Source organism: Mesorhizobium sp. M1348, from assembly GCF_040317925.1.
GTDB lineage: Bacteria > Pseudomonadota > Alphaproteobacteria > Rhizobiales > Rhizobiaceae > Mesorhizobium.
Genome location: NZ_JAMYLH010000012.1, coordinates 105,325 through 125,513, shown reverse-complemented (window position 1 = coordinate 125,513; position 20,189 = coordinate 105,325). Strand labels below are relative to the sequence as shown.

The 20,189-nt window shown below is 57.2% G+C and carries 14 protein-coding genes; 9 read left to right on the top strand and 5 right to left on the bottom strand.

Annotated elements, in window-relative coordinates; genetic code table 11:
- Positions 1-190 precede the first annotated feature (190 nt).
- The 3 genes from NKH13_RS20630 to terL are packed head-to-tail and all read left to right on the top strand — an operon-like array spanning position 191 to position 3,568.
- The gene (locus NKH13_RS20630) at positions 191-1,591 is read left to right on the top strand and encodes a site-specific DNA-methyltransferase (protein ID WP_352914065.1); all 1,401 of its coding nucleotides are present in this window, start codon (positions 191-193) and stop codon (positions 1,589-1,591) included.
- On the top strand, positions 1,588-2,154 hold the full coding sequence (locus NKH13_RS20625) for a DUF5681 domain-containing protein (RefSeq protein WP_352914063.1): 567 nt from the start codon (positions 1,588-1,590) through the stop codon (positions 2,152-2,154). The genes NKH13_RS20630 and NKH13_RS20625 overlap by 4 nt, the downstream gene beginning before the upstream one ends.
- The gene (gene terL / locus NKH13_RS20620; RefSeq protein ID WP_352914061.1) at positions 2,147-3,568 is read left to right on the top strand and encodes a phage terminase large subunit; all 1,422 of its coding nucleotides are present in this window, start codon (positions 2,147-2,149) and stop codon (positions 3,566-3,568) included. Before NKH13_RS20625 ends, terL begins: the two co-directional genes overlap by 8 nt.
- A gap of 99 nt (positions 3,569-3,667) precedes the next feature.
- On the opposite strand, the gene NKH13_RS20615 is transcribed toward terL, so the two are convergent.
- Positions 3,668-3,892, bottom strand: coding sequence for a helix-turn-helix domain-containing protein (locus NKH13_RS20615; RefSeq protein WP_352914059.1), 225 nt, complete (start codon positions 3,890-3,892; stop codon positions 3,668-3,670).
- 136 nt (positions 3,893-4,028) lie between these two features.
- Between NKH13_RS20615 and NKH13_RS20610 the strand changes: the two genes are divergently transcribed.
- Both NKH13_RS20610 and NKH13_RS20605 read left to right on the top strand, forming a co-directional pair.
- Complete coding sequence (locus NKH13_RS20610) at positions 4,029-4,616, top strand: GIY-YIG nuclease family protein (RefSeq protein ID WP_352914057.1); 588 nt, start codon at positions 4,029-4,031, stop codon at positions 4,614-4,616.
- Between the two features lie 318 nt (positions 4,617-4,934).
- Positions 4,935-8,291: an adenylate/guanylate cyclase domain-containing protein gene (locus NKH13_RS20605; protein WP_352914055.1), complete on the top strand. Its 3,357-nt coding sequence runs from the start codon at positions 4,935-4,937 to the stop codon at positions 8,289-8,291.
- 103 nt (positions 8,292-8,394) lie between these two features.
- On the opposite strand, the gene NKH13_RS20600 is transcribed toward NKH13_RS20605, so the two are convergent.
- Positions 8,395-9,711 (bottom strand): NACHT domain-containing protein, encoded by a 1,317-nt coding sequence (locus tag NKH13_RS20600; RefSeq protein WP_352914053.1) that lies wholly within the window; start codon positions 9,709-9,711, stop codon positions 8,395-8,397.
- Between the two features lie 454 nt (positions 9,712-10,165).
- On the opposite strand from NKH13_RS20600, the gene NKH13_RS20595 reads away from it, so the two are divergent.
- On the top strand, positions 10,166-11,176 hold the full coding sequence (locus tag NKH13_RS20595) for a hypothetical protein (protein ID WP_352914051.1): 1,011 nt from the start codon (positions 10,166-10,168) through the stop codon (positions 11,174-11,176).
- A 592-nt stretch (positions 11,177-11,768) separates the two neighbouring features.
- Here NKH13_RS20595 and NKH13_RS20590 read toward each other — a convergent pair.
- From NKH13_RS20590 to NKH13_RS20580, 3 genes are all read right to left on the bottom strand, one after another.
- Complete coding sequence (locus NKH13_RS20590; protein WP_352914050.1) at positions 11,769-14,288, bottom strand: DEAD/DEAH box helicase family protein; 2,520 nt, start codon at positions 14,286-14,288, stop codon at positions 11,769-11,771.
- Positions 14,289-14,467: 179 nt separating this feature from the next.
- On the bottom strand, positions 14,468-15,604 hold the full coding sequence (locus NKH13_RS20585; RefSeq protein ID WP_352914049.1) for a PIN domain-containing protein: 1,137 nt from the start codon (positions 15,602-15,604) through the stop codon (positions 14,468-14,470).
- Positions 15,605-16,792 carry an abortive infection family protein gene (locus NKH13_RS20580; RefSeq protein WP_352914047.1) on the bottom strand — a complete coding sequence of 396 codons (1,188 nt, stop codon included), beginning with the start codon at positions 16,790-16,792 and terminating at the stop codon, positions 15,605-15,607.
- 210 nt (positions 16,793-17,002) lie between these two features.
- Between NKH13_RS20580 and NKH13_RS20575 the strand changes: the two genes are divergently transcribed.
- From NKH13_RS20575 to NKH13_RS20565, 3 genes are read left to right on the top strand one after another with little or no spacing between them, the layout of a single operon-like run.
- On the top strand, positions 17,003-17,380 hold the full coding sequence (locus NKH13_RS20575) for a DUF3489 domain-containing protein (protein WP_352914044.1): 378 nt from the start codon (positions 17,003-17,005) through the stop codon (positions 17,378-17,380).
- A 5-nt stretch (positions 17,381-17,385) separates the two neighbouring features.
- Positions 17,386-17,892 carry a DUF2924 domain-containing protein gene (locus NKH13_RS20570; protein WP_352914042.1) on the top strand — a complete coding sequence of 169 codons (507 nt, stop codon included), beginning with the start codon at positions 17,386-17,388 and terminating at the stop codon, positions 17,890-17,892.
- 2 nt (positions 17,893-17,894) lie between these two features.
- Positions 17,895-19,577: a recombinase family protein gene (locus NKH13_RS20565; RefSeq protein ID WP_352914040.1), complete on the top strand. Its 1,683-nt coding sequence runs from the start codon at positions 17,895-17,897 to the stop codon at positions 19,575-19,577.
- Positions 19,578-20,189: the final 612 nt, after the last annotated feature.

Sequence of the window (20,189 nt, the reverse complement as noted above, 5' to 3'; positions counted from 1 at the left end):
TTTGACCGGTTGCGGCACAGGAAGTGCAATGCGCTTGGGCGGGATGCCCATACCGATAGCCAAGAGCTAGTCAGTCTTTGAGCGGGATGCTTTAGACGCTGCGTGTCGGAGGGGATCTCCCCGCGGTCTTCCAAATCCTTGATGTCATAGCTCGCTTCGCGGGCCTAGTTGGATTCAGACGGAGGACGAATTGCGTCATTTTCGCACCGAAATGCGTGATCCGCGCACGCTAAAACCGAATGCGGGCAATGCTCGCAGCCACCCGAAGAAACAGGTCAGGCAGATCGCCAACAGCATCTTGAAATTTGATTTCATTGGACATGCTGTCATCGACGGAGAAGGAAACATCCTTGCAGGTCACGCCCGTGTCGAAGCGGCTATCCTCGCCGGACTTGCGTTCGTACCTTGCCTCATCGTCGATCACCTAACCGAGGCGCAGAAACGCGCATTCGTTTTGGCCGATAACAAACTGACGCTGAACGCCACCTGGGATGAGGAAAAGCTCAGCATCGCTCTGAGCGAAATCCTTGAGATTGATGTGAACTTCGATCTGAGCCTGACAGGCTTTGACGCCCACGAAGTCGACAGGCTCAGCGTCGAGTTCGCGCCCGAAGACCAAACCAACTCGCCAAAAGACGACAAGCTTCCCGAAATCGAGGCGGACGAGCCCGCGGTTACGCGCGAGGGTGATATCTGGCTTTGTCGTGGGCACCGCCTTATCTGCGGCAATGCTCTGCATCGCGAAGTTTATGAAAGCCTGTTGGGCGCTGAACCGGCCCAAATGGTGATCACCGACCCTCCCTTTAATGTTCCGATTCAGGGGCACGCTGGCGGATCCGGCAAGATCAAGCAGCGCGAATTCGCCATGGCTGCCGGCGAGATGTCGGCAGTCGAATTCCAAGCTTTCCTGTTGGCAGCGTTCCGATTGCTTGTTGCATTCTCCATGAATGGCTCGATCCATTTTGTCTTTATGGATTGGCGCCACCTCGCCGAGATCACCGCAGCCGGCGCACAAGCCTACTCCGAGCTAAAAAACCTGATCGTATGGGCAAAGGACAATGGCGGTATGGGCACCTTCTATCGCTCGCGCCACGAACTGGTCTTTCCCTTCAAGAACGGTACGGCGCCGCACATCAACAATTTCGAGCTGGGACAGCATGGACGCTATCGTACAAATGTCTGGGAATACCGTGGGCTCAATACTGGCGGCAAAGACCGGCAGGAAGAGCTAAAACTTCATCCGACAGTCAAGCCCGTCAAGATGCTTGCCGACGCCATGCTCGACTGCTCCAAGAAGGGCGGCATTGTCCTTGACGCTTTCGGCGGCTCCGGCTCGACGATGATCGCCGCGGAAAAAACCGGCCGCTGCGCGCGTCTCATCGAACTGGACCCCATCTATGTCGACTGCAGCATCCGCCGATGGCAGGCCTACACTGGCGAGGATGCCATCCATGCGGAGACCGGAGAGACATTCAACGAGCGCACCGCCGCATTTGAACGGGCCCGTTTGATCGCTTCGGTTGTCACCATCCCCTACCCGGATCGCCCAAACATTCGCCGCGTCAACTTCGGGATGGGAGGCCAGCCATGAGCCGCGGTAAACCACCCAGGCGGTCAAAGACGTCTGGTGGCTACGATGTCGGTTACGGAAAACCGCCGCCGAGCCACCAGTTCAAACCGGGAAGATCCGGCAACCTTAGGGGCCGGCCCAAAGGCAGCAAAAACGTCGTCACCGACCTTAGGGACGTCTTCCTTTCCCCGGTGACGCTGACGTTGCCGAACGGCAAATCGCAAAAAATGCCGGTCTGGAAGGCCGGCCTTTGGAAACAGGCGGCAAAGGCAGCGCAAGGCGATCAGCGTTCTTTCCAAGCGATGATGCAGTTGCTGGACAAATACGGCGTTTTGCCGATCGAAGTGCCGGATGACGCCGAAGACTTGACCCCCACAGATGCCGCAGCCCTCGAGGACCTCTTTGCCAGGATGGCCGAAGGCAAAGGCATCGATCTCAAGGCCCTGACAGCCCCTCCTGCTGCCGCCGACAGCCATTCTGAATTGGGTACCAATGTTCGTCGCGTTGATTTTAGCTTGATGGACAAGGCCGCATATCAGGCTCTGCAGGCCGCCTCTCGTCTTAGGAGGAGCGGCCGTGGCTGACAGGTCAAAAGAAACAAATGCAGCAGCCCTTCTCAACACAGGGGCGCGGGCCGATTTCTACACGTTCGTCAGAAAGGTCTTTCAGCTCGTTGCGCCCGGTGAAGAGTTCGTTCCCAATTGGCATATCGATGCAATGTGCTTCGCGGTAATGGATTTCCTCGCCGGGACCGAAAGGCGGCTGGTCGTCAACGTCCCTCCCCGCTCCTTGAAATCCATCATCCTTTCTGTGGCTCTGCCGGCATTTCTCCTCGGCCACGATCCGACCAAGAAGATCGTCTGCATCTCGTACGCAGGGGGCCTGTCAGATACCCATGCTCGCTATACGCGGCTGGTCATGGAATCGGACTGGTATCGCCGCCTATTCCCCAACGCCCGAATTTCCCGCAATCCCGCCGAAGGCATTTTTACGACGGCCCAGGGTTTTCGCAGGTCCACGACGGTCGGGGGAACGCTGACAGGTCTCGGCGGCAACATCTTCATCGTCGACGACCCCATCAAACCGGAAGACGCGTTGTCAGCGGCAATAAGCGATTCGACAAACGCATTCTTCGGATCGACCCTGGCATCACGTGCCGATGACAAGCGAAAGGCCAAAACCATCCTGGTGATGCAACGCCTTCACGTGGACGATCCCTCTGCCCTGTTTCTTGCCAAGACCGGAACGCGGCACCTTTGTCTGCCGGCTATCGCTGACCACGACCAGACGTTCCCATTGAGTTTCGGGCGCACCCACCTTTGGAAGGCCGGCGAGCCGTTGCAGGCGGTGCGCGAACCCCTGAAAATTCTGGCGGAACGCCGCGAAGACATGCCGGAGGCGATTTTCTCCGCGCAATACCTTCAGGCGCCGGTGCCAATCGACGGCGGCATGATCAAATGGTCCTGGTTCGGCACCTACAGTGAAACGCCAACGTATCAGCCTGGCAATCAGTACCTCTTGAGCTGGGACACCGGCATGGCCGACACGGCCTCCGCCGACTATTCCGTCTGCACGGTCATACTGGTGCGCAGGGAGCAGTATTTTGTCCTCGACGTCATCCGCGAACGCTTGGTCTACCCTCACCTCAAGCGAAAACTCCATGAACAGCGCAAAAAATATCCGACCGCCAGCATTTTGATGGAAAAGAAGGTGTCGGGCCTCTCTGTCGTGCAAGAGCTACAGCATGAGGGTATCGGTGTTATTGCCATTACGCCGAAGGATCCAAAGATGGTGCGCATCTCGCTCGCGTCTGCCGTCATCGAGGCCGGCCAAGTCTTCCTCCCCAAATATGCCCGCTGGCTGGGCGAGTTCGAGACCGAATGCAAGGCATTTCCGAACGGTCGGCACGACGACCAGCTCGACTCGCTGGCGCAGGCCATAAACTGGCACCAGGGGCGCCTGCGGCAATCCGGCCATACCCTGTTCGGTTGCTACTAAATCTAGGCTGCTTGGCATTTCCGATCGAGCCAGCCGGCCTGAGCCGTGCGGCCTCGGGCCGGTTGAATTGAAGGCCGGCCGACCTCTCAGTGCTACTGCCTATGGCTGGCTCGGCGAGTTCCGCTTAAATAGCTCGGCTATATCGACCTTCAATGCCTTTGCAATTCGTTCCAGAAGGTCGATCGAAGGATTGCGCTTGCTGCCTTCGAGCTGGCTCAGATACGTCTGATGCACGTTAGCGCGCTCGCCAAGCTTCTCCTGCGAGAGGTCTCTTTCGCGTCGTAAACGCTGAACGTTAACTGCAACTCTCTTTCGAGCCTCCATGCGGCCAGAAGGGCGGTCGCATTGGCAATCTTTCCATAGACGATAAGTAATAATCGAGCATTGGTGTCACCACCGGCTCGATCAGCACCCGCCTGACCTGTCGGCTGATCCAAGCGGGACAGCGACGGGCTGCATTATGGCTAATAATCTATATGACAATTTCGACACTCTGCTTCATCCCCAGCGTCTCATCCCAGCGCGTGAGGTGCTCGCCGACCGTTCGCTTATTCCTGACGAACGCGGCGTCTACGGTAGGTGGTTCAATTGCGGTCTTCCGGGCGTTCCACTCGACGGTACTTTGCGTGGCGGTGAGCACCACCTTCTGTATGTCGGCATTGCGCCGCGTGCACCGAGCAAGGCAGGATCGGAAAGTGCCAGCACATTGCAAAGACGCATTTGCCGCAACCATCTCGGCAATCGAATAGCAAGTTCGACCCTGCGCCGCTCCCTCGCCTGGCTGCTCAAGGCACCTCTGCAGTTTCAAATATCGTGGAACGCAGCCGGCAAAGCCATCATGTCCCGCGAGGATGAGGATCGTTTGACTGGTTGGATGGCAGTGCACGCAGCGATGAGCTTCGTTCGCGCCGAAGAGCCCTGGCAGATCGAAACCAAGCTCATCACCGAGGGACCAAAGCTGCCGCTCAACATCAGGGATTCGGCGCATCCATTTCGTCAGCGCCTTCTAACGCTCCGTTCGGGCAAAGCGAGTTCCACTGACCTCTAACGTATGCGGAGAACGCGCCAGAAGCGGTCGTCCGCAGGCAGCTCTCGAACGACTGTAGTGGGCCGGAAGAAGTCGGACTGAGTCAGACACTCGAAAAGGGAAAGCGGACATTCGCATTGCTCCGACAACTGTCTCGGTTTGACCCAAGGCTGCCGTTCAGTCTCGCGATCTTGAAGGTTCGGAAAAGCGGTGCGAGCTGACATTCGCCCAGGCCACCTTGGGTGTGTGTTTGCTCCGAAAGCGAAGATATGAATTGTAGAGTGTTGCTGTCCGGCGCGCGACGGTCGTGATAGATTTCCGGCCAGCGAGGTTAGCATCATGCCGGACATCGCCTCTTGGCTGGCCCGCCTTGGGCTCGACAAGTACATTGAGACGTTCACCGCGAACGAAGTTGATTTCGATGCACTTCGGCATCTCACGGAAGATGACCTGAGGGAGCTGGGCCTACCCGTCGGCCCGCGTCGCAAGGTTCTGGCGGCGATTTCCGCATTGGACGACGACACCATGTCGCCCGCGAGTTCCGTGTCCGCTCCGGTGTCAGCGGCGCCTGTACGCGAGGCCGAGCGGCGGCAGCTGACCGTGGTGTTCATCGACCTCGTGGGGTCGACCGAGCTGTCACAGCGGCTCGATCCGGAGGAAATGCGCGACGTCATCCGTGCCTACCAAAGTGCGGTGTCGGCGGAGATAGCACGCTACGAGGGCTATGTTGCCAAGCTCATGGGCGATGGCGTGCTCGCCTATTTCGGCTGGCCCAGGGCGCATGAAGACGATGCTGAACGGGCAGTGCGCGCAAGCCTGGCGGCAGCAGCGGCGACCGCTAGCCTGACGACGCCATCGGGCGAACCTCTTGCAGCCCGCATTGGCATCGCCACCGGCCTTGTCGTGGTCGGCGACCTGGTGGGCGAAGGGTCAGCGCAGGAAGAAGCCGTCGTCGGCGAAACGCCCAACCTTGCGGCACGCATGCAGGCCCTGGCCGAGCCGAACACCGTCGTGATTGCCGGCGGCACCCACAGGCTGGTCGTCGGGTTGTTCGACATCATCGATCTCGGCCACCGCCAGCTCAAGGGCTTCGCAACTCCCACCCGCGCCTGGCGCATTATCGGCGAGGCCGACACGGAGGGGCGCTTTGATGCGCTGCATGGCGTTGCGACGCCTCTGGTGGGGCGATCCGAGGAACTCGAGCTTCTGCTTCAACGCTGGCAGCAGGCTCGGGCAGGAAACGGCCAGGCGGTATTGCTGTCTGGTGAACCGGGCATCGGCAAATCGCGACTGATAGCCGCGCTGGAAGAGCGATTGAGCGCCGAGCCGCACGCCCGGTTGCGCTATTTCTGTTCGCCCTACCACCTGAACAGCGCGCTCTACCCGGTGATCAAGCAGCTCGACCGTGCTGCGGGACTGGTGCGCAGCGACAGTTCGGAGACGAAGCTCGACAAGCTCCAGACTCTGTTGCGACAGGCTGTCCCCGACATTGCCGAAACGGTACCATTGTTGGCGGAGTTGCTGTCGATCGGCACCCTTGGCCGCTATGCGCCCCTGAAGCTGACGCCGCAGGCGCGTAAATCACGTACGCTGACAACCCTGCTCCAACTACTCGAAGGATTCGCGGCGCGACAGCCGGTTCTGATGATTATCGAGGATGCCCATTGGATCGACCCGACGACCAGCGAATGGCTCGATATGCTGATCGACGGCCTACAAAGCGTGCCGGTTCTTCTCATCATCACCTTCCGCCCTGAGTTCAAGCCACGGTGGACGCCGCTATCGTACGTCACCGCGGTATCGCTCAGCCGCCTTGATCACGATCAGGGATCAGCGATCGTCGACCGGGTGGCTGGTGGCAAGATGCTGCCCACGGATGTTAGAAACCAAATTCTGGCCAAGACCGAGGGCGTGCCCCTATTCGTCGAAGAACTGACGAAGACTGTTCTCGAGTCCGGCCTCCTTACCGATGAAGGCGACCACTATGTCCTGTCGCGGACGTTGCCCTTCCTTGCGATCCCGTCGACGCTGCACGATTCGCTGATGGCCCGCCTCGACCGGCTCGCTCCGGTCAAGGAGGTGGCACAGATCGGCGCCTGCATCGGCCGTGTCTTCCAGCATCGTCTGCTGGCTGCTGTGACCGGCTACGATAATGCCCGGCTCGAGGGCATCCTGCAGCAACTTGAAAAGTCCGAACTCGTTTTTCGGCGCGGCGTCCCGCCCGAGGCGACCTACACGTTCAAGCATGCATTGGTCCAGGACACTGCCTATCAGAGCCTGCTGAAAAGCCGGCGGCAACACATCCACGCCAGCATCGCGTCAGAGCTGGACGCGCAGTTCCGCGAGATCGTCGAGGCCGAACCTGAGACGCTGGCGTACCACTACGCTGCCGGCGGCCTTCCTCAGCAAGCCGTCGACTTTTGGCTAAAGGCTGGCCAACAAGCCCTGAAACGATCGGCCCATCCTGAGGCGATTGCCAACTTAGGCAAGGGAATCGAACTGGTTGCGTCCTTGCCGGACTCAGAGAGTCGCCTGCGACAGGAGATTCATCTCCAGACGGCATTGGGCGTGACCATGATGGCAACCAGGGGCTTTGCAGCGCCGGAGGTCTTGCAGGCCTTCTCCGAAGCCCGTACGCTTTCGGAGAAACTGGGTGACACGGACCAGTTGTTCGTCGCGCTCTGTGGTGAAGCCTCGTACCACATGATTTCCGGCAATTTGCCCGCCGCTGACGAACTCGGCCTTCAGTGTCTGGATCTCGCGCGGGCATCCGGCGACCAGGCCCTACTCCTCGAGGCACATCATCGGCAGTGGGCCACCAAATACTACATCGGAGACTACACTGCCGCCGAACACCATTTAGATTATGGTATCGCGACCTACGATCCCGATCGGGATCATCGCTTGACTTACATCTATACCGGACACGACCCGGGCGTCTGCTGTAGGAACTTTTCTGCGCTGATGCTTTGGCTTCGCGGTTATCCTGACCAAGCCCTTGTCCGTTGCCAAGAAGCCGTAACCTTGGCCGAACGAGTATCTCATCCCTTCACGATGGCGATGGCGCAGGCGAACTTCACCGACCTTCATCTCTTGCGGCGCGAACCCGACGAAGGGCGCCGCTGTCTAGACAAATCAATCGCGCTGTCAAAGGAATTCGGCCTGCGGCGCGAGATGTTCGAGGGCAGATTCCAACTCGGCTGGGCGCTCGCTGAAGAGGGGCATTTGGCGGAAGGCATCCGGGAGATGCGCGAGGGACTTGCAGCTATCACAGCGATGGGTGCGGTAGCCGGCTTGCAACACAACCTCTGTGTCCTGGCGCGGGCCTGCGGCGAGTGTGGTGGGGCAAGCGAAGGGCTGCCTCTATTGGATAGGGCGTTGACTATCGTCGCAGAGTTCGGTTCGAAACATCTTGTGCCTGAGCTGTTCCGCACCAAGGGTGAACTCCTGCTGCAACAAAATCCCCCAGATGATACCGCCGAGAGCTGGTTCCGAAAGGCCCTGATCCTGGCTCGTGACCAAGGTACGAAATCGCTGGAGTTGCGGGCGGCTCTTAGCCTCGCGCGGCTGTGCCACGCTCGGGGCCGAGACGGAGAGGCTCGCGACCTGCTGACTCCTGTATATGCCTGGTTTACCGAAGGTCTCGATACGCGCGACCTCGTCGAAGCAAAGGAACTACTCGATCAATTTAGATAGATGCACTCTCAGAAGGCCACCAAGATCAAACTGAGCACGCCTCGCTCTTTGTATTGTGTCGACGACAAGAACTAATCTCCGGGGCGTCTGAATAGGGTCCAAATCACCTCACATCGCCTCCGGCGGCGAACGACCGCTCTGCATCAACGGGTGGCCGTTCCTTCCGCCACAAGCGAATGGCAACAATTGGCGCAACCGGCACGTCCAGCGTGGTCGCCGGCAGAGCGCCCAAGTCGGTGACTTTAAGGAGTGCCTGAAGGTAAAAGGGCACCCTCGCGAGGTCACGCACACCGGGGGTCCGTCTCACCCGATCGAGGAGATTGTGCCCACGCTCTCCATGGGGCCGCGTGATGTCATCCTGTTGGGCGTCTGAGAGCCTGTCGATCGCCATCGAGCGGGCAGCGAACGGGACTGCTCCCGCCTGTGCCCGCGTGGCAACGCACATCACGAGCAGCGGAAACTCCCGACGCAGGGCGCGCAAGGTCCGGATCAGTGCAACCCGTGCTACGGGCGATACTTCATTCCAGCCATCGAACAGGAAGGCCAGCTCGCCATGTTCGGCAAGGAACTTCAGATGCTCGGAACGGATGCCCGCAAACGCATGCCGGGAGATGACCCATGCAAACAGGTCATCAACGCCCGCACCTACTTCGGCGAGGGGCACGAACAGTGGTGTCGGGCCCTCCGCCAAGAGCTCGATGCCGAGCTGATTGAGCGTGGTTGACTTGCCCTGACCCGGCTCGGCGACAAGGCTGACGGTGCCGCAGGCCCGGAGGGCACGGGCCATCTCCACATGAGAAAATGGCGCATGCTTTCCCGGCGTCGTCAGTCCGAGACTCACAGCATGGGCCGGACCTTCGCGGGAAAAGCTTTCGAGATGAGTGCGCGCCGCCGCGGACACTTTGGCCTGCAATGTGGGCAAGTCGTCGGCGCTGGGGAGGCCCAGCTGTTCCTTTAGGTTCTGAAGACCTTCCGCCAACTCGGCTCCAAGGCGTTCGACCCTTGCCGTGCCGTTGCCCAGTAGTTGCTGATAGGCCCTTTCCTCCGCATCTTTCTTCCAGATGTTCAGCAGCTCCACCGGAAAGTTCTTTTCATCGTGGTCAATCATGTGCGCGTGGTTGCTGCACAGCCAGATACCGTTATCCGCTGACTTGCGTTCCTCGGGCGTCAGACGCGCATTGTACCGGGCGAAGCCCTCGGAAGCCGCGGTGATATGTGCTGCGACGCCGATGTTGTTTGTTCCCGGACCGCCCATTTCGGGACCCACGGTAGGCAGCGTGCAGGCCGGATTGGAGCAGAGCCATCCCACCCGCTGAGCAAGGACGCGCTTTGTCGCGGCAGTGAAGTTATCCCGCTGGCTGGCAGTGGCTGCGCCCTCTGCAGCGGGTGATGGTTGGGAGGATTGTTGGCGGACGCTCATCTTGCCACTTTAGTCTTTTGCGGCCCGCTGGCAAAGAACAAAGGAGGAACTGCAGCGAGGACCTTATTGAGAGGTCACTTCCCCGCGCAACGGTGGGCTCACCGACCCGCCGGCTAACGGCGCCTGGTTGTCAATGACCAGCCCTGCGCACCGTCCCGGTCTGGGGATGATTGCGCGACGACAGATAGACAAATCACTTTGGCGTTCGGAGGCGAGACTGATGCTGGTCTGCAACGAGGCGTGGAGCTGAGCACCGAGCGGGACGGTAGTGGATGTTTGTCGTCTTCCGCCCATCAAGGGACAGTGGCGTGTCTGGCCAAGCTGAGACGAGCATTCCTCTTGTCCGCTTTCAGGAAAGCATGATCGCGAGCTAGATATCTTACATGCGGCGCGTAGCCGACACGAGCGGAGCCACATCCTGCAGGGAACGGGCAGTCGTGAACGGAGCCTGTGCATGCATCTGCCATTCGGGTTCCATCCCTTACGGGAAGAGCTTCGGGGACGCCGCAAACAGCGACTATTGACGCAACGCGGAGGACGCTTCACTATGCATCTGGCCTTGACGCACAGGCCGGTGTGCTCACCTCGCGAAGCTGCTGCAGTGCGTTTCTTTCAGATGAGACTGACACCGTTCCTTTCGGACGGGTTCGGTCGGCAGTGGGCACCCGGCTGGATTCGTTGCAACAAGGAATGGATCATGACTCTTGATGACATCAAAGCCGTTGCCAAACGGCTTGCACGCGCACGCCGTATCCAGCACATCGTCGCCCTGGAGCATGTTGCCGTCGCACTCGGGCAGACTCACTGGCGCGGTCTGACGGAAGCCCACAAGCAGGGTTGGAGACCTTCCGCGGAGCAGTTAAAGGGCCTGAAATGCTTGTTCATGGCCGGAGCCCCCCCGATCAACGGAGTAATGGCATCGTCGGACATTGAATCGGTTTACGGCGTAATGGGAGATAGCCTGACGTTCACCCGCTGGGTTCCCGAGGATGTGTCGCCGCTGGATGCTGAGCAGCTTTATGGCACGCTGAACGGAGAGGCCTTCTGCCTGCTGGGCGACGAGTTTGAAGTCGCCATTGCCGGACGGGGTTGGGAAATCACTGTCGACCAGGCACCTTGGGCCACGCCGGTTGTCAGGGTGACGGACCGGCGTATAAAAGCGATGCCGGTCACCAATGAGGCCTTCCGCGCACGCGCCATCCAGATCCTGGAGATTCGCGCCCGGCGAATGCACGCCGAGGTCGCCGCTGACTGGCCGCGTCGCTCGACCATGCCGGACTATAAGGGCCGGGTAAAGCACCCTCTGTCTGGAGGCGTTGCCGCCCATTGGTACTGCCTGCATTGCGACAACCGGCAGGAGGGGCGCAGCTTGGCTTTGAACCTCTGGCACTGCCCGGATTGTAGGGCATCCCCTATCGACATCTACATCAAGCCTTTCTGGCGCGGTGATATTCCTCCAGCCTGAGACTGGCAGTCGGTCGACCCGGCGTTCGACGCCGCGCGGTCGTTCTCCGTTCGCGCACCGTTGTGGTTTGTCCTGATGCCAACATGCATCGAGGCGATTGCAGCTCAAGGCGTGGCGCCTCGGTTACTCCGTTGAGCCGTCTCGGGTGTTCGCCCGCGACGTCAGCTATCGGCGAACCAGAGAGGTGACCGCAACGTCCGATATGCTGCGAATTGCGGTCCGGCAACTTTTGGCCGATATTGTTGAAAAAGTCCGCGTCGCGGTCGCCCGTGGCACTTTCGTAGCATGGCGTTCCGCAGAGACTCCAAAATTGAATCCTGATTCCATGCAATGCGCCGGGGTGGAACTGGATTCTAATATCGATGGCGATTTGCGGTGCGCCGGACTTTTTCAACACTATCGGCCGTTAACGGTCCGTCCGGTTTTGATCGGCGCAGCAACAAGCTGCCGGTCCAACGGCGACAAGCCCCGTCCGTTTCTGTTACGCCGTAGGGCGCGAGTTGAGCAACCGGCGCAGACACGGAGTCTCTCGCAAAATCAGTCGCAAAACACTAACTCTGGGACCGACCTTTGTCCCATGACCCCACGACGGCTATTTTAGGTTTTTCAGCTTGCTGCAATATCGGTTAATGAGATCACTCACGGATAGATTGTGTGCATCCACCAAACTTTGAATATTGGTTGTTGAGAGATCCTTCAAATCCTGATTTTCAAAAGACTTGAAAAACGCCTTAACGGCGCGAACAAGCCGCTTCAAGTCGCTTTCGAGCATCCCGTCTACTTCATGTGTGAATGCCGCCGCACTCTGTATCTTGTTGGCAGGATGCACAATCAAGCGCTTAACCTTCAGACCTACATAGTGTTTATCAAACCAAGCGGCGGAACGGTTCATCTGTTCAGTCTCGCGCTTGTGAATTTCAGCACGGTTCACATCAACCTGGCTCTTGCATTCAAACATGAGATATTGAACGTCATCAAGTGCCCAGAGATTGTCTGGCCCTTCCTTCCATTCCGAGTCTGGCCGCTCTCCCGCAAAACCCAAGGCTGTCGCGAGCTCGTTCAAAGCCTCTTCAAATTTTTCAGCTTTGGTTCCAAAAACTAGCCGATCAAGAATATCCGATACGGTTGTGTCGAGATCTTGATAAGTCTCGAAGGCGCTGAGCCATTTGGATATTCTCTCTGTTCGTCCTTGGCTCACGATAGTCAACTTTGTTATGGTAACACCGGTCGGCGGCTTAAGAAGAAGCCTGTTATTTCGATGTGCAGCGACTTGAAGTTTTTGCGACTCAAGTCGATTACCGTCGTATAGGTAGCGAGCACGCTCCTGTAGATACCATCCTTTGTCCTCAGACGAGGCAGCCCCCTCATCCAGCGCCTTTTGTAATATCTCGCTTGCTCCATTGTAATCGCCTGCCAGAAATGACCTTTCTGCCGCAAGTTCTTTTGAGTAACACTCTAGAACCTTCTCGTTAGCGCCGCGTGGTAAGACTTTTTCCATTTGCTCAATATAATACGCCTTCCAACCCGCGTCTCTCGCCAAGCACTGATTAATCAAACCTCGGAGGGCTTCTAGGGGGTCTTTCCCAAGAGTGATCTCTTGCCGGGCCATTTCAGCAATTTCCAGACCTAGCTCGATTTGCGTTGCCATCTGCGAAGAAAGGTATTTCCTAGAGCTGCTTTCCCGCAATGTTCGCACCAGGTCCGGGCCGATGGCGATCACTACCGAATAGTCCTTTTCGCCGCGCACGCTTCTGCCCATACCTTGCTCTATCGACCGTATCGCTCTCATGAGGGTCGCCTCGCTTTTGGGTCGGCAATACTCCTGATAGAGATCCGTCAGGTTTTCAGAGAATGGCCGCGAGTCAAATACCAAGATACGGCAAACTTCGTCCGGCAAATCAATGCCGTCGTACCGATTTGCTAGAACTAGAGGTTGACTAAACGCGCCTTTTTTCAGTGCGTTAATTGAGTCGACAACATTCTCTGCGGTTACTTCTTTGGATCCATAAGCAACCCAATCCTTATTTTTGGCGAAACTAGGGACCATGGCAACGATGCCGAATTTCAGATTTGTGTTTTCCGGTGCCAACCACGACACCAGTTTCGCTCGGTTGAGATCGTCGTGCATCAATGACGGCAACAGAACCATCTTCTCACCAGACCATCTTTCCTTCGAATAGGTCAGCGGGTTGGTGATGGTTTTGGGGGATAGCTGAAGTCCTTTCACCAAGAAGGCATCGTCCGTTACCGTGGCTGACATAAACACTCGGTGCTGCGCCTGAGCGTAAGAGCCAAACACCTCCAACGGAGCGATGTGCGGCTCAATCTCAACTCCAGCGCCCGAGAAAATGCATTGGCAGAACTTGAGGGTATCCTTAAGTAATGGCCAGGTAAATTTTATCGACTTTTTGTCACTGTTAGCAGAAAGTATTGCAGCGACTTCGCTCTCGCGCTGCGTCCACGACCAGTAAGGCACAGGAAGAATCGCGTCTCTCTTCCCGTTCTCTAAATCCGCAAATGTTCCAACTCCCTGTTGTTCAAGGTCAGAAGAGAAAATTTGCAGCAAAGAATGATATGCTGGTTCACTCTTTGGAATTTTTATTTTGCAAGCTTCTCGGATTCGATCGGAACAAGCATGCGCATCGTCCATCAACATTGTGTTTACGGGTAGAGACTGGCGATGCAGTCCAAACTTTGTTCTGCCGTTAAAAACCTTCTGAACTGACGTAACGAGTATTGCTTGCCCATTGAGAAAATTGTCGGGAAGGTCATCCTCCGCTTTCGTCACTTTAATGCCAAACTGCCGCGCCTGCTCGCAAGTTTGATCAATCAGGAAATTATCGGGGCAGAGGTAAACGCAAGGGGATTGCTTCGCATTCAACCGCGACTGCAAAATGAGAAGCCCTATAAGAGTTTTTCCCTGCCCCGTATGCAGCTTGACGATAACGTCCGGCTCGCTTTGACCTTTGTCAAACCAATCTTGAAGGACTGAAACCTGAGCAGGGCGTAATGGCCCTTTGTCAGAAGCTCTATCCAACGTGTCATAAAGCTTGACAGGATCCACAACCTTCTCAGTCGTAGACGATCCCAACCGCTTAGTGAAATCAACCATCCTCACCTCCCCACTGCAAATATGAATCGGTAGGTGATAAGTAATTGATTTTCAAGTGATGCCGCTGGTGGTGACCAGCGGCATACGGGAGTCGAACGACGTGATCGCCCCTATCCTCTTTATCACCGATCATCTGGACTACCGGGATCAGCCGATCCGCCTGAGTACTGAGCCAGCCGCTATTCCTCATAATCCCAATCTGGATCGAGTGTGTAGAAGCGGCTTGTGTATGGAAAGGGCTGCACCTCGACGGAATCCACGACTGGTTCGCCATTGAAGTTGCGATTGAATTTGACTGCGACTGGAAAGACCAGCGCTTCTTCTTGTTCGACCGTATGGACACCCAGGTCGATGTAGTCTCTGTCGGCATAGTCGGGGGCGAAAGAGCGGACCGAAACCGAGATATTTATCCGAGCCAAGACGTTGATCGATATCGTGATGAATTCATTGTCCGAATTCAGAACTCTCAGCTCGGTTGGATCCGCAACGTTCCAATGCTGTGGGACAGCGTCCACCTTTTCGATCTCGTACTCGTGGGTTGCATCGCCGTCAATTTCGGGTGGTGAAGACTCGAAATACCAGTCCAGTTCACCTTCGATAGCCTCATACATCGCCGGAGCTTGGCCGTTTTGGAGCAGCTGCAGGACCTGGTTGGCAATCTCGTGCGCAACGTGGGGGCTAAAGAGGTCCAGAGCTGTGCTCAGATCTTTCACACAGACCAGTCTGTCAGATTCATCCGCAAAGGCATGCCACCCCTTGTCATTGCTAACGACCAAAACCTTCGTGTTGTGGGCCGCCGCCCACGAATGCAAGCTCATTACGGTCAGGGCGTCGGGAAACTCTGACTTCTTATCTGCGGTTTTTCCAAAGGGTGGCGCTGATGAGAAGTATCGCCCAACCAAAGCCGAAACATCGACGTTCCCGTTGAGTGGCACCACCTGGACCGCCTTGAGCTCGGCAAACTGATCGTAGAACTCATTCGCGAACGCCGCGGGTTCCTGGCTTAACCCCGTCATATCCAGAATGGCTTGTTTGTCGATCGAGCGCCGCCAACCTTTCGAACTCTCGCGGATTGCGGTCGTGAGCTTTTGCTTTGAGCCCTCGGCCGCCTTGGTGAGATGGGCTTTGACCTCGCCAATGATGACTTCCGACAACAGAAACGCGACGTTGGTCGCCTTGAATTGCTCCAAACCTTCGAAGGCCTTTGCGTCCAGGTTGCACTCGTGTCTATCGAATGCCGTCGTGTCCAACGAGATCGCGCCAACGCGTCCATGGGCGATATCATCCTTGATCACTTCTTCGTCGAAAACGGGCATTTATTTTCCTTCCGGTTTTGCCTTTATGGCGTCCCAAGTTGAGACCAGGAAGGTAGCCATCGTGCCAGACAAATTGACCGCGAGCTGCGCATGACGAGGGGCGGGCTTAACCCTTTTCGGACCGCGGCTATGCGCATCCGAAATCTTGTTTCGCAGCGAACCGAGAGCTTCGACAACTGATTGGCAATTGCCGAGGATCTGTTTGAACACGATCTCTGTGTGGTCATCAGGGGCGAGCTTCAGGATTTTCGCCAGCTTCCGATAAAGGGCCGGCAGGTCGTCCTTCTCCTCATAATCCTGGCCTGCCTCGATGATCATCCATTTGCAGATATCCTCAAGCAGGGTCCTGGCGAGCGTGATCGCTCCCTCGGGATCGCTGTCCCTGCGATCGAGGGCCTGCGTCCAACGCGCGTGAATGGTGTCGGCATCAAATGCGGCCAATGTTTCCGAAATGGAAGTGTCCGACGGACTGCCAAGAGCCGCAGGCTGGACCTCATAGACAGGGCTGCCCGACAGCTTTTTGACCACGGAGAGGCGATAGCCGTCGTGTTGGATATGCTGGTTGATGGCGGCTACAAGCTCGGCTTGGCTTTCGGGGGACTGGGTAAGGGGGCTGGTGACCTCGTTCAGAAATTTGAAAAATTGGGTTTGTGAGCAGGTCAGTAGTCCGACCGCTTCCATAACTTCTCGATTGTTCCAGTCATTGTTCCTCACGATCGCGTTGAAGAGATCGTCGTCGAGGGTTTGTTCGTCCGGAGCGTTTTCGAAAATCGACGCCATCCTGCCTGTCGGCCAAACGCGTCTGAGGAAATCGATCTCTTCGAATTCGGTGCTGTACGGCCGCTTCTCGAAGATCGCCATAATGCGTCGGCGAGTGAGTTCCGAAATAGCGGCCTTGCCGTGATCTTCGACCTTCGCCAGCGCTTCGGAAAGGCAGTAGGAATTTACTTCCTCAAGCAAGCCCCTCGCTATTGGTAGAAGATCGGCCGCTGATTTTTCTCGAAGTCGCCGTTCAGCGTATGTGAACTTTCCCTGATAAGATTCATCTCGATCGCCTTCACGCAAGCCAAGGCGTTTGCAAAGACCGGGGACGTCATTAGCGCTGAAATTTGAGACAGCTGCGGCTATCTCGTTTCTCAATGTCCTTATCGTCGCTGTCGTATTTCTGATCGAATCGTCTTTGCTCACCCCGCAACCCCTTTCGACTCGCATAATAAGGCCGATCGGCACGCCAAAATAGCGAGGATCATCCGACTGGACTTCATCTCACAACGAAGCATTGGTTGGTGACAGCAGCGCAAGCAAAAACCCTGCGACTTCTCCAGCCCGCCGGAACGCGGGCTTCAGTCAGTACAAGCGCCGGAATAGGCCGGGCTTTGGACCTGACGGAGATTTAAGATGGCTACCCTCAATGACATCACGGCCATTGCTGACGAGGCCCAGGCTGACGAGACAGCAACCAAACTCAAGCAGAGCACCTCGACCACCCGAAAGTCGCGCCAGAAGTTTAGTACTGCGGCCCCGGTGACGGACAAAAAAGCCAAGGACGAAGCGACCGCAGCGCCCACCAAAACCGAAATCGTCCTCAAGAAGCTGAAGTCAGCCAAAGGCGTTACAATCCAAACCCTGATGGATGCGACGGGATGGCAGGCGCATTCGGTGCGGGGCTTCCTCTCCGGCACCGTCAAGAAGAAGCTTGGCCACGAATTGCTCAGCGAAACCGGCAAGGATGGACAAGGGCGATATCGCATTGTCGAGGCGAAGACCGCCGGTTGACCTCGATGCGCAAGCGACTCGATTTGGAGAATGAGATCGCCGGGGTCGGCGATCTCACGCGTGATGAACTCACAGCAGCTTGGACAAAGGCCTATGGCTGCCCGCCGCCCAAAGGGGTCAAACGTGGGTTGCTTGAACGGTCGGCCGCCTGGCATCTCCAGGCCAAGCGCTTGGGTGGTTTGACTTCGACCATCAAGAAAACAGTCACGACAGGCAACGCGCGTCGGACCAATGCGGATGTTATCCAAACCAGCAATGTTGGGTCGGATCACCAGGACGAAGTTCCATCGCTCCGGCCCGCATCATCGGATAAGGCATCCACCTCGCCGCCACGGTCTCTTCCGCCAAAAATCGGCTCCCGCCTTATGCGGGAATGGAATGGCCGGATGCACGTTGTTGAAGTGATCTATGACGGCTTCGTGCTTGACGGCAAGACGTACGGATCGCTGTCGGCTGTCGCCCGCCGAATTACCGGTGCGCATTGGTCTGGCCCAAGGTTCTTTGGGCTATGACGATGACCTCTCGCCTCAACTGTGCCATCTACACTCGCAAGTCGACCGAAGAGGGATTGGAACAGGAGTTCAATTCGCTCGATGCACAGCGCGAAGCTTGCGTGGCCTTCATCGCTTCGCAGGTGGGTCTAGGCTGGAAGCTGGTGTCAGACCACTATGATGACGGCGGCATTTCGGGCGGCACGATGGAACGCCCTGCACTGCAGCGTCTCCTGCAAGACATTCGTGATAAGAAGGTCGATGTGGTAGTCGTCTACAAGATCGATCGCCTCACCCGGTCGCTGATGGATTTCTCCAAGATAGTCGAGATCTTCGATGCCAGCACCGTTTCGTTCGTCTCGGTCACGCAGCAGTTCAACACCACGACATCGATGGGCAGGCTTACGCTCAACGTGCTTCTGTCCTTTGCTCAGTTCGAGCGAGAGGTCACGGCCGAGCGTATCCGCGACAAGATCGCTGCGTCGAAGAAGAAGGGTATGTGGATGGGCGGCGTGGTGCCACTAGGCTATCGCGTCGAGTACCGTAAGCTGGTGATTGACGAAGCTGAAGCGCAAACAGTCAGGCACCTGTTCGACCGCTATCTCGCCCTGAAGTCTGTTCGGGATCTTGTCGACGAGGTTGCGAGCGACGGGCTCTGGACACGGTCGCGACAATGCAAAGACGGATCAGTTGCCGTCACCATGCCGTTTGGTCGCGGCAACCTCTACCACCTTCTTTCGAACCCGATCTACATCGGCAAGATCAGGCACAAGGATCAGGTCTACGATGGAGAGCACGAGCCGATCATCACGTCTGCCACATTCGAGGAGGCCCAGGCACTTCTCGCCTCGCAAGCGCCACGGCGGCGAAGCCAGTCCAATGTCACGCAGCCTCATCTGCTCACCGGTTTGATCGTCGACGAAGCCGGCGAGAAATTGCGATCGGTTCATGCCAACAAGCAAGGTGTCCGCTACCGATACTATGTCTCAAAGCAGTTCGTCGATGAGCGCCGGAAAGGGTTAGAGGGTTGGCGTCTTCCCGCGCCCGCGCTTGAATCAGTTGTTGAACACCGCCTGAATCGGATTCTCAGTGATCATGCCCAACTGTCTGATTGGATTCGGCAATGGGCCGACGCTGGCGAAATCCAGTCGGCGATGCGCCGGGCCGACGAAATGCGGTCATGCTGGGCGTCAGGCACAGCGGACGCGAAGCGATCTCTGCTCCAAAAGATCGCTCGCAGGATTACCCTCAAGCCCGGATCATTGACCATCGAACTGGATCGCCGCTTGCTGTCGGAATTGCTGCTCAACCGGATTCTGCCACCCAGCGATGGGGCGCAAGTAACTTCCGTCGAATGTCCAATCGGTATGAAGCGGCGCGGCGTCGAAACGCGGATCTTGCTGACAGACGGATCTGACGGCAACCGACAACCCGATGGCGCCTTGATCTACCTTCTGCGTCGAGCCCACTTGTATCTCAACCAACTCACGGACGGAGCGAACCGCAGCCTCACCGACGTTGCAGTGCTCAACGGCACCGATGCATCTGAGGTGAGCCGCCTCCTGCCCTTCGCGTTCCTCTCCCCAAAGATCGCGGCCAGAATCGTTGCAGGTGATCAACCTGTCAAACTAACTTCACACAGGCTCTCACGCGTATCGGACTTGCCGCACGCCTGGAGTACCCAGGCCACACTCCTCGGCTTCTGACACAATCCGGCGTGCATCCGGCCGATCAGCCAACCATCGCTTTGCCAAACACTTGGCTACGGAATTCGCCCGTCGAGACGGATGGCCAAAAGTTAGGTGATTTCGGCGCTCACTGCGGCGTCTCAGCCAAGTGTTGCCCACTACTCGGTGCTAACCTACGGAAATGTCGACGCTATTCTGAGACGGGTGAAAAACCCGGAAATCGAGCAGACTGAATGGTGGGCCCGGAGGGTATTCAGAAAGCCATAAAAATCAATTGGTAAGAGATCAGTGGGACTTCAGAGCATTCAAATCTTTTCCAATATTTTTCAATGTTGTTGTCCCACTCAGAAGTGCCTCAGTCCACCAAGCCGACGCACTGAACGCCTCACTCGGAAGGGAGGTTTGCGCAAGGTGAAAGGAAGATCGCGTCGGTGTGCAGCCTTCCTGAGAAAGGTCGCGGTAGAGCCAACTGCTGACGCTCAGCGCGAAGACATCAATGTCCTGTTATGGGGCCGTCAGAGGACCGGCCGCTTCTCGCGCCCAGAAAGCGATAGCAGACATGCAATAGGTGGTACAAAAGTCTCTAGCGTGACCCTTTCGAGACATTTGCGTGCGGCATTTGCGTCTCGA

Excerpts from the sequence above, each read along its gene's own strand:
- NKH13_RS20625 (WP_352914063.1), top strand. The coding sequence starts at position 1,588 with ATGAGCCGCGGTAAACCACCCAGGCGGTCAAAGACGTCTGGTGGCTAC.
- NKH13_RS20615 (WP_352914059.1), bottom strand. The coding sequence starts at position 3,892 with ATGGAGGCTCGAAAGAGAGTTGCAGTTAACGTTCAGCGTTTACGACGC.
- NKH13_RS20610 (WP_352914057.1), top strand. The coding sequence starts at position 4,029 with ATGGCTAATAATCTATATGACAATTTCGACACTCTGCTTCATCCCCAG.
- NKH13_RS20605 (WP_352914055.1), top strand. The coding sequence starts at position 4,935 with ATGCCGGACATCGCCTCTTGGCTGGCCCGCCTTGGGCTCGACAAGTAC.
- NKH13_RS20600 (WP_352914053.1), bottom strand. The coding sequence starts at position 9,711 with ATGAGCGTCCGCCAACAATCCTCCCAACCATCACCCGCTGCAGAGGGC.
- NKH13_RS20595 (WP_352914051.1), top strand. The coding sequence starts at position 10,166 with ATGCATCTGCCATTCGGGTTCCATCCCTTACGGGAAGAGCTTCGGGGA.
- NKH13_RS20590 (WP_352914050.1), bottom strand. The coding sequence starts at position 14,288 with ATGGTTGATTTCACTAAGCGGTTGGGATCGTCTACGACTGAGAAGGTT.
- NKH13_RS20585 (WP_352914049.1), bottom strand. The coding sequence starts at position 15,604 with ATGCCCGTTTTCGACGAAGAAGTGATCAAGGATGATATCGCCCATGGA.
- NKH13_RS20575 (WP_352914044.1), top strand. The coding sequence starts at position 17,003 with ATGGCTACCCTCAATGACATCACGGCCATTGCTGACGAGGCCCAGGCT.
- NKH13_RS20570 (WP_352914042.1), top strand. The coding sequence starts at position 17,386 with ATGCGCAAGCGACTCGATTTGGAGAATGAGATCGCCGGGGTCGGCGAT.
- NKH13_RS20565 (WP_352914040.1), top strand. The coding sequence starts at position 17,895 with ATGACCTCTCGCCTCAACTGTGCCATCTACACTCGCAAGTCGACCGAA.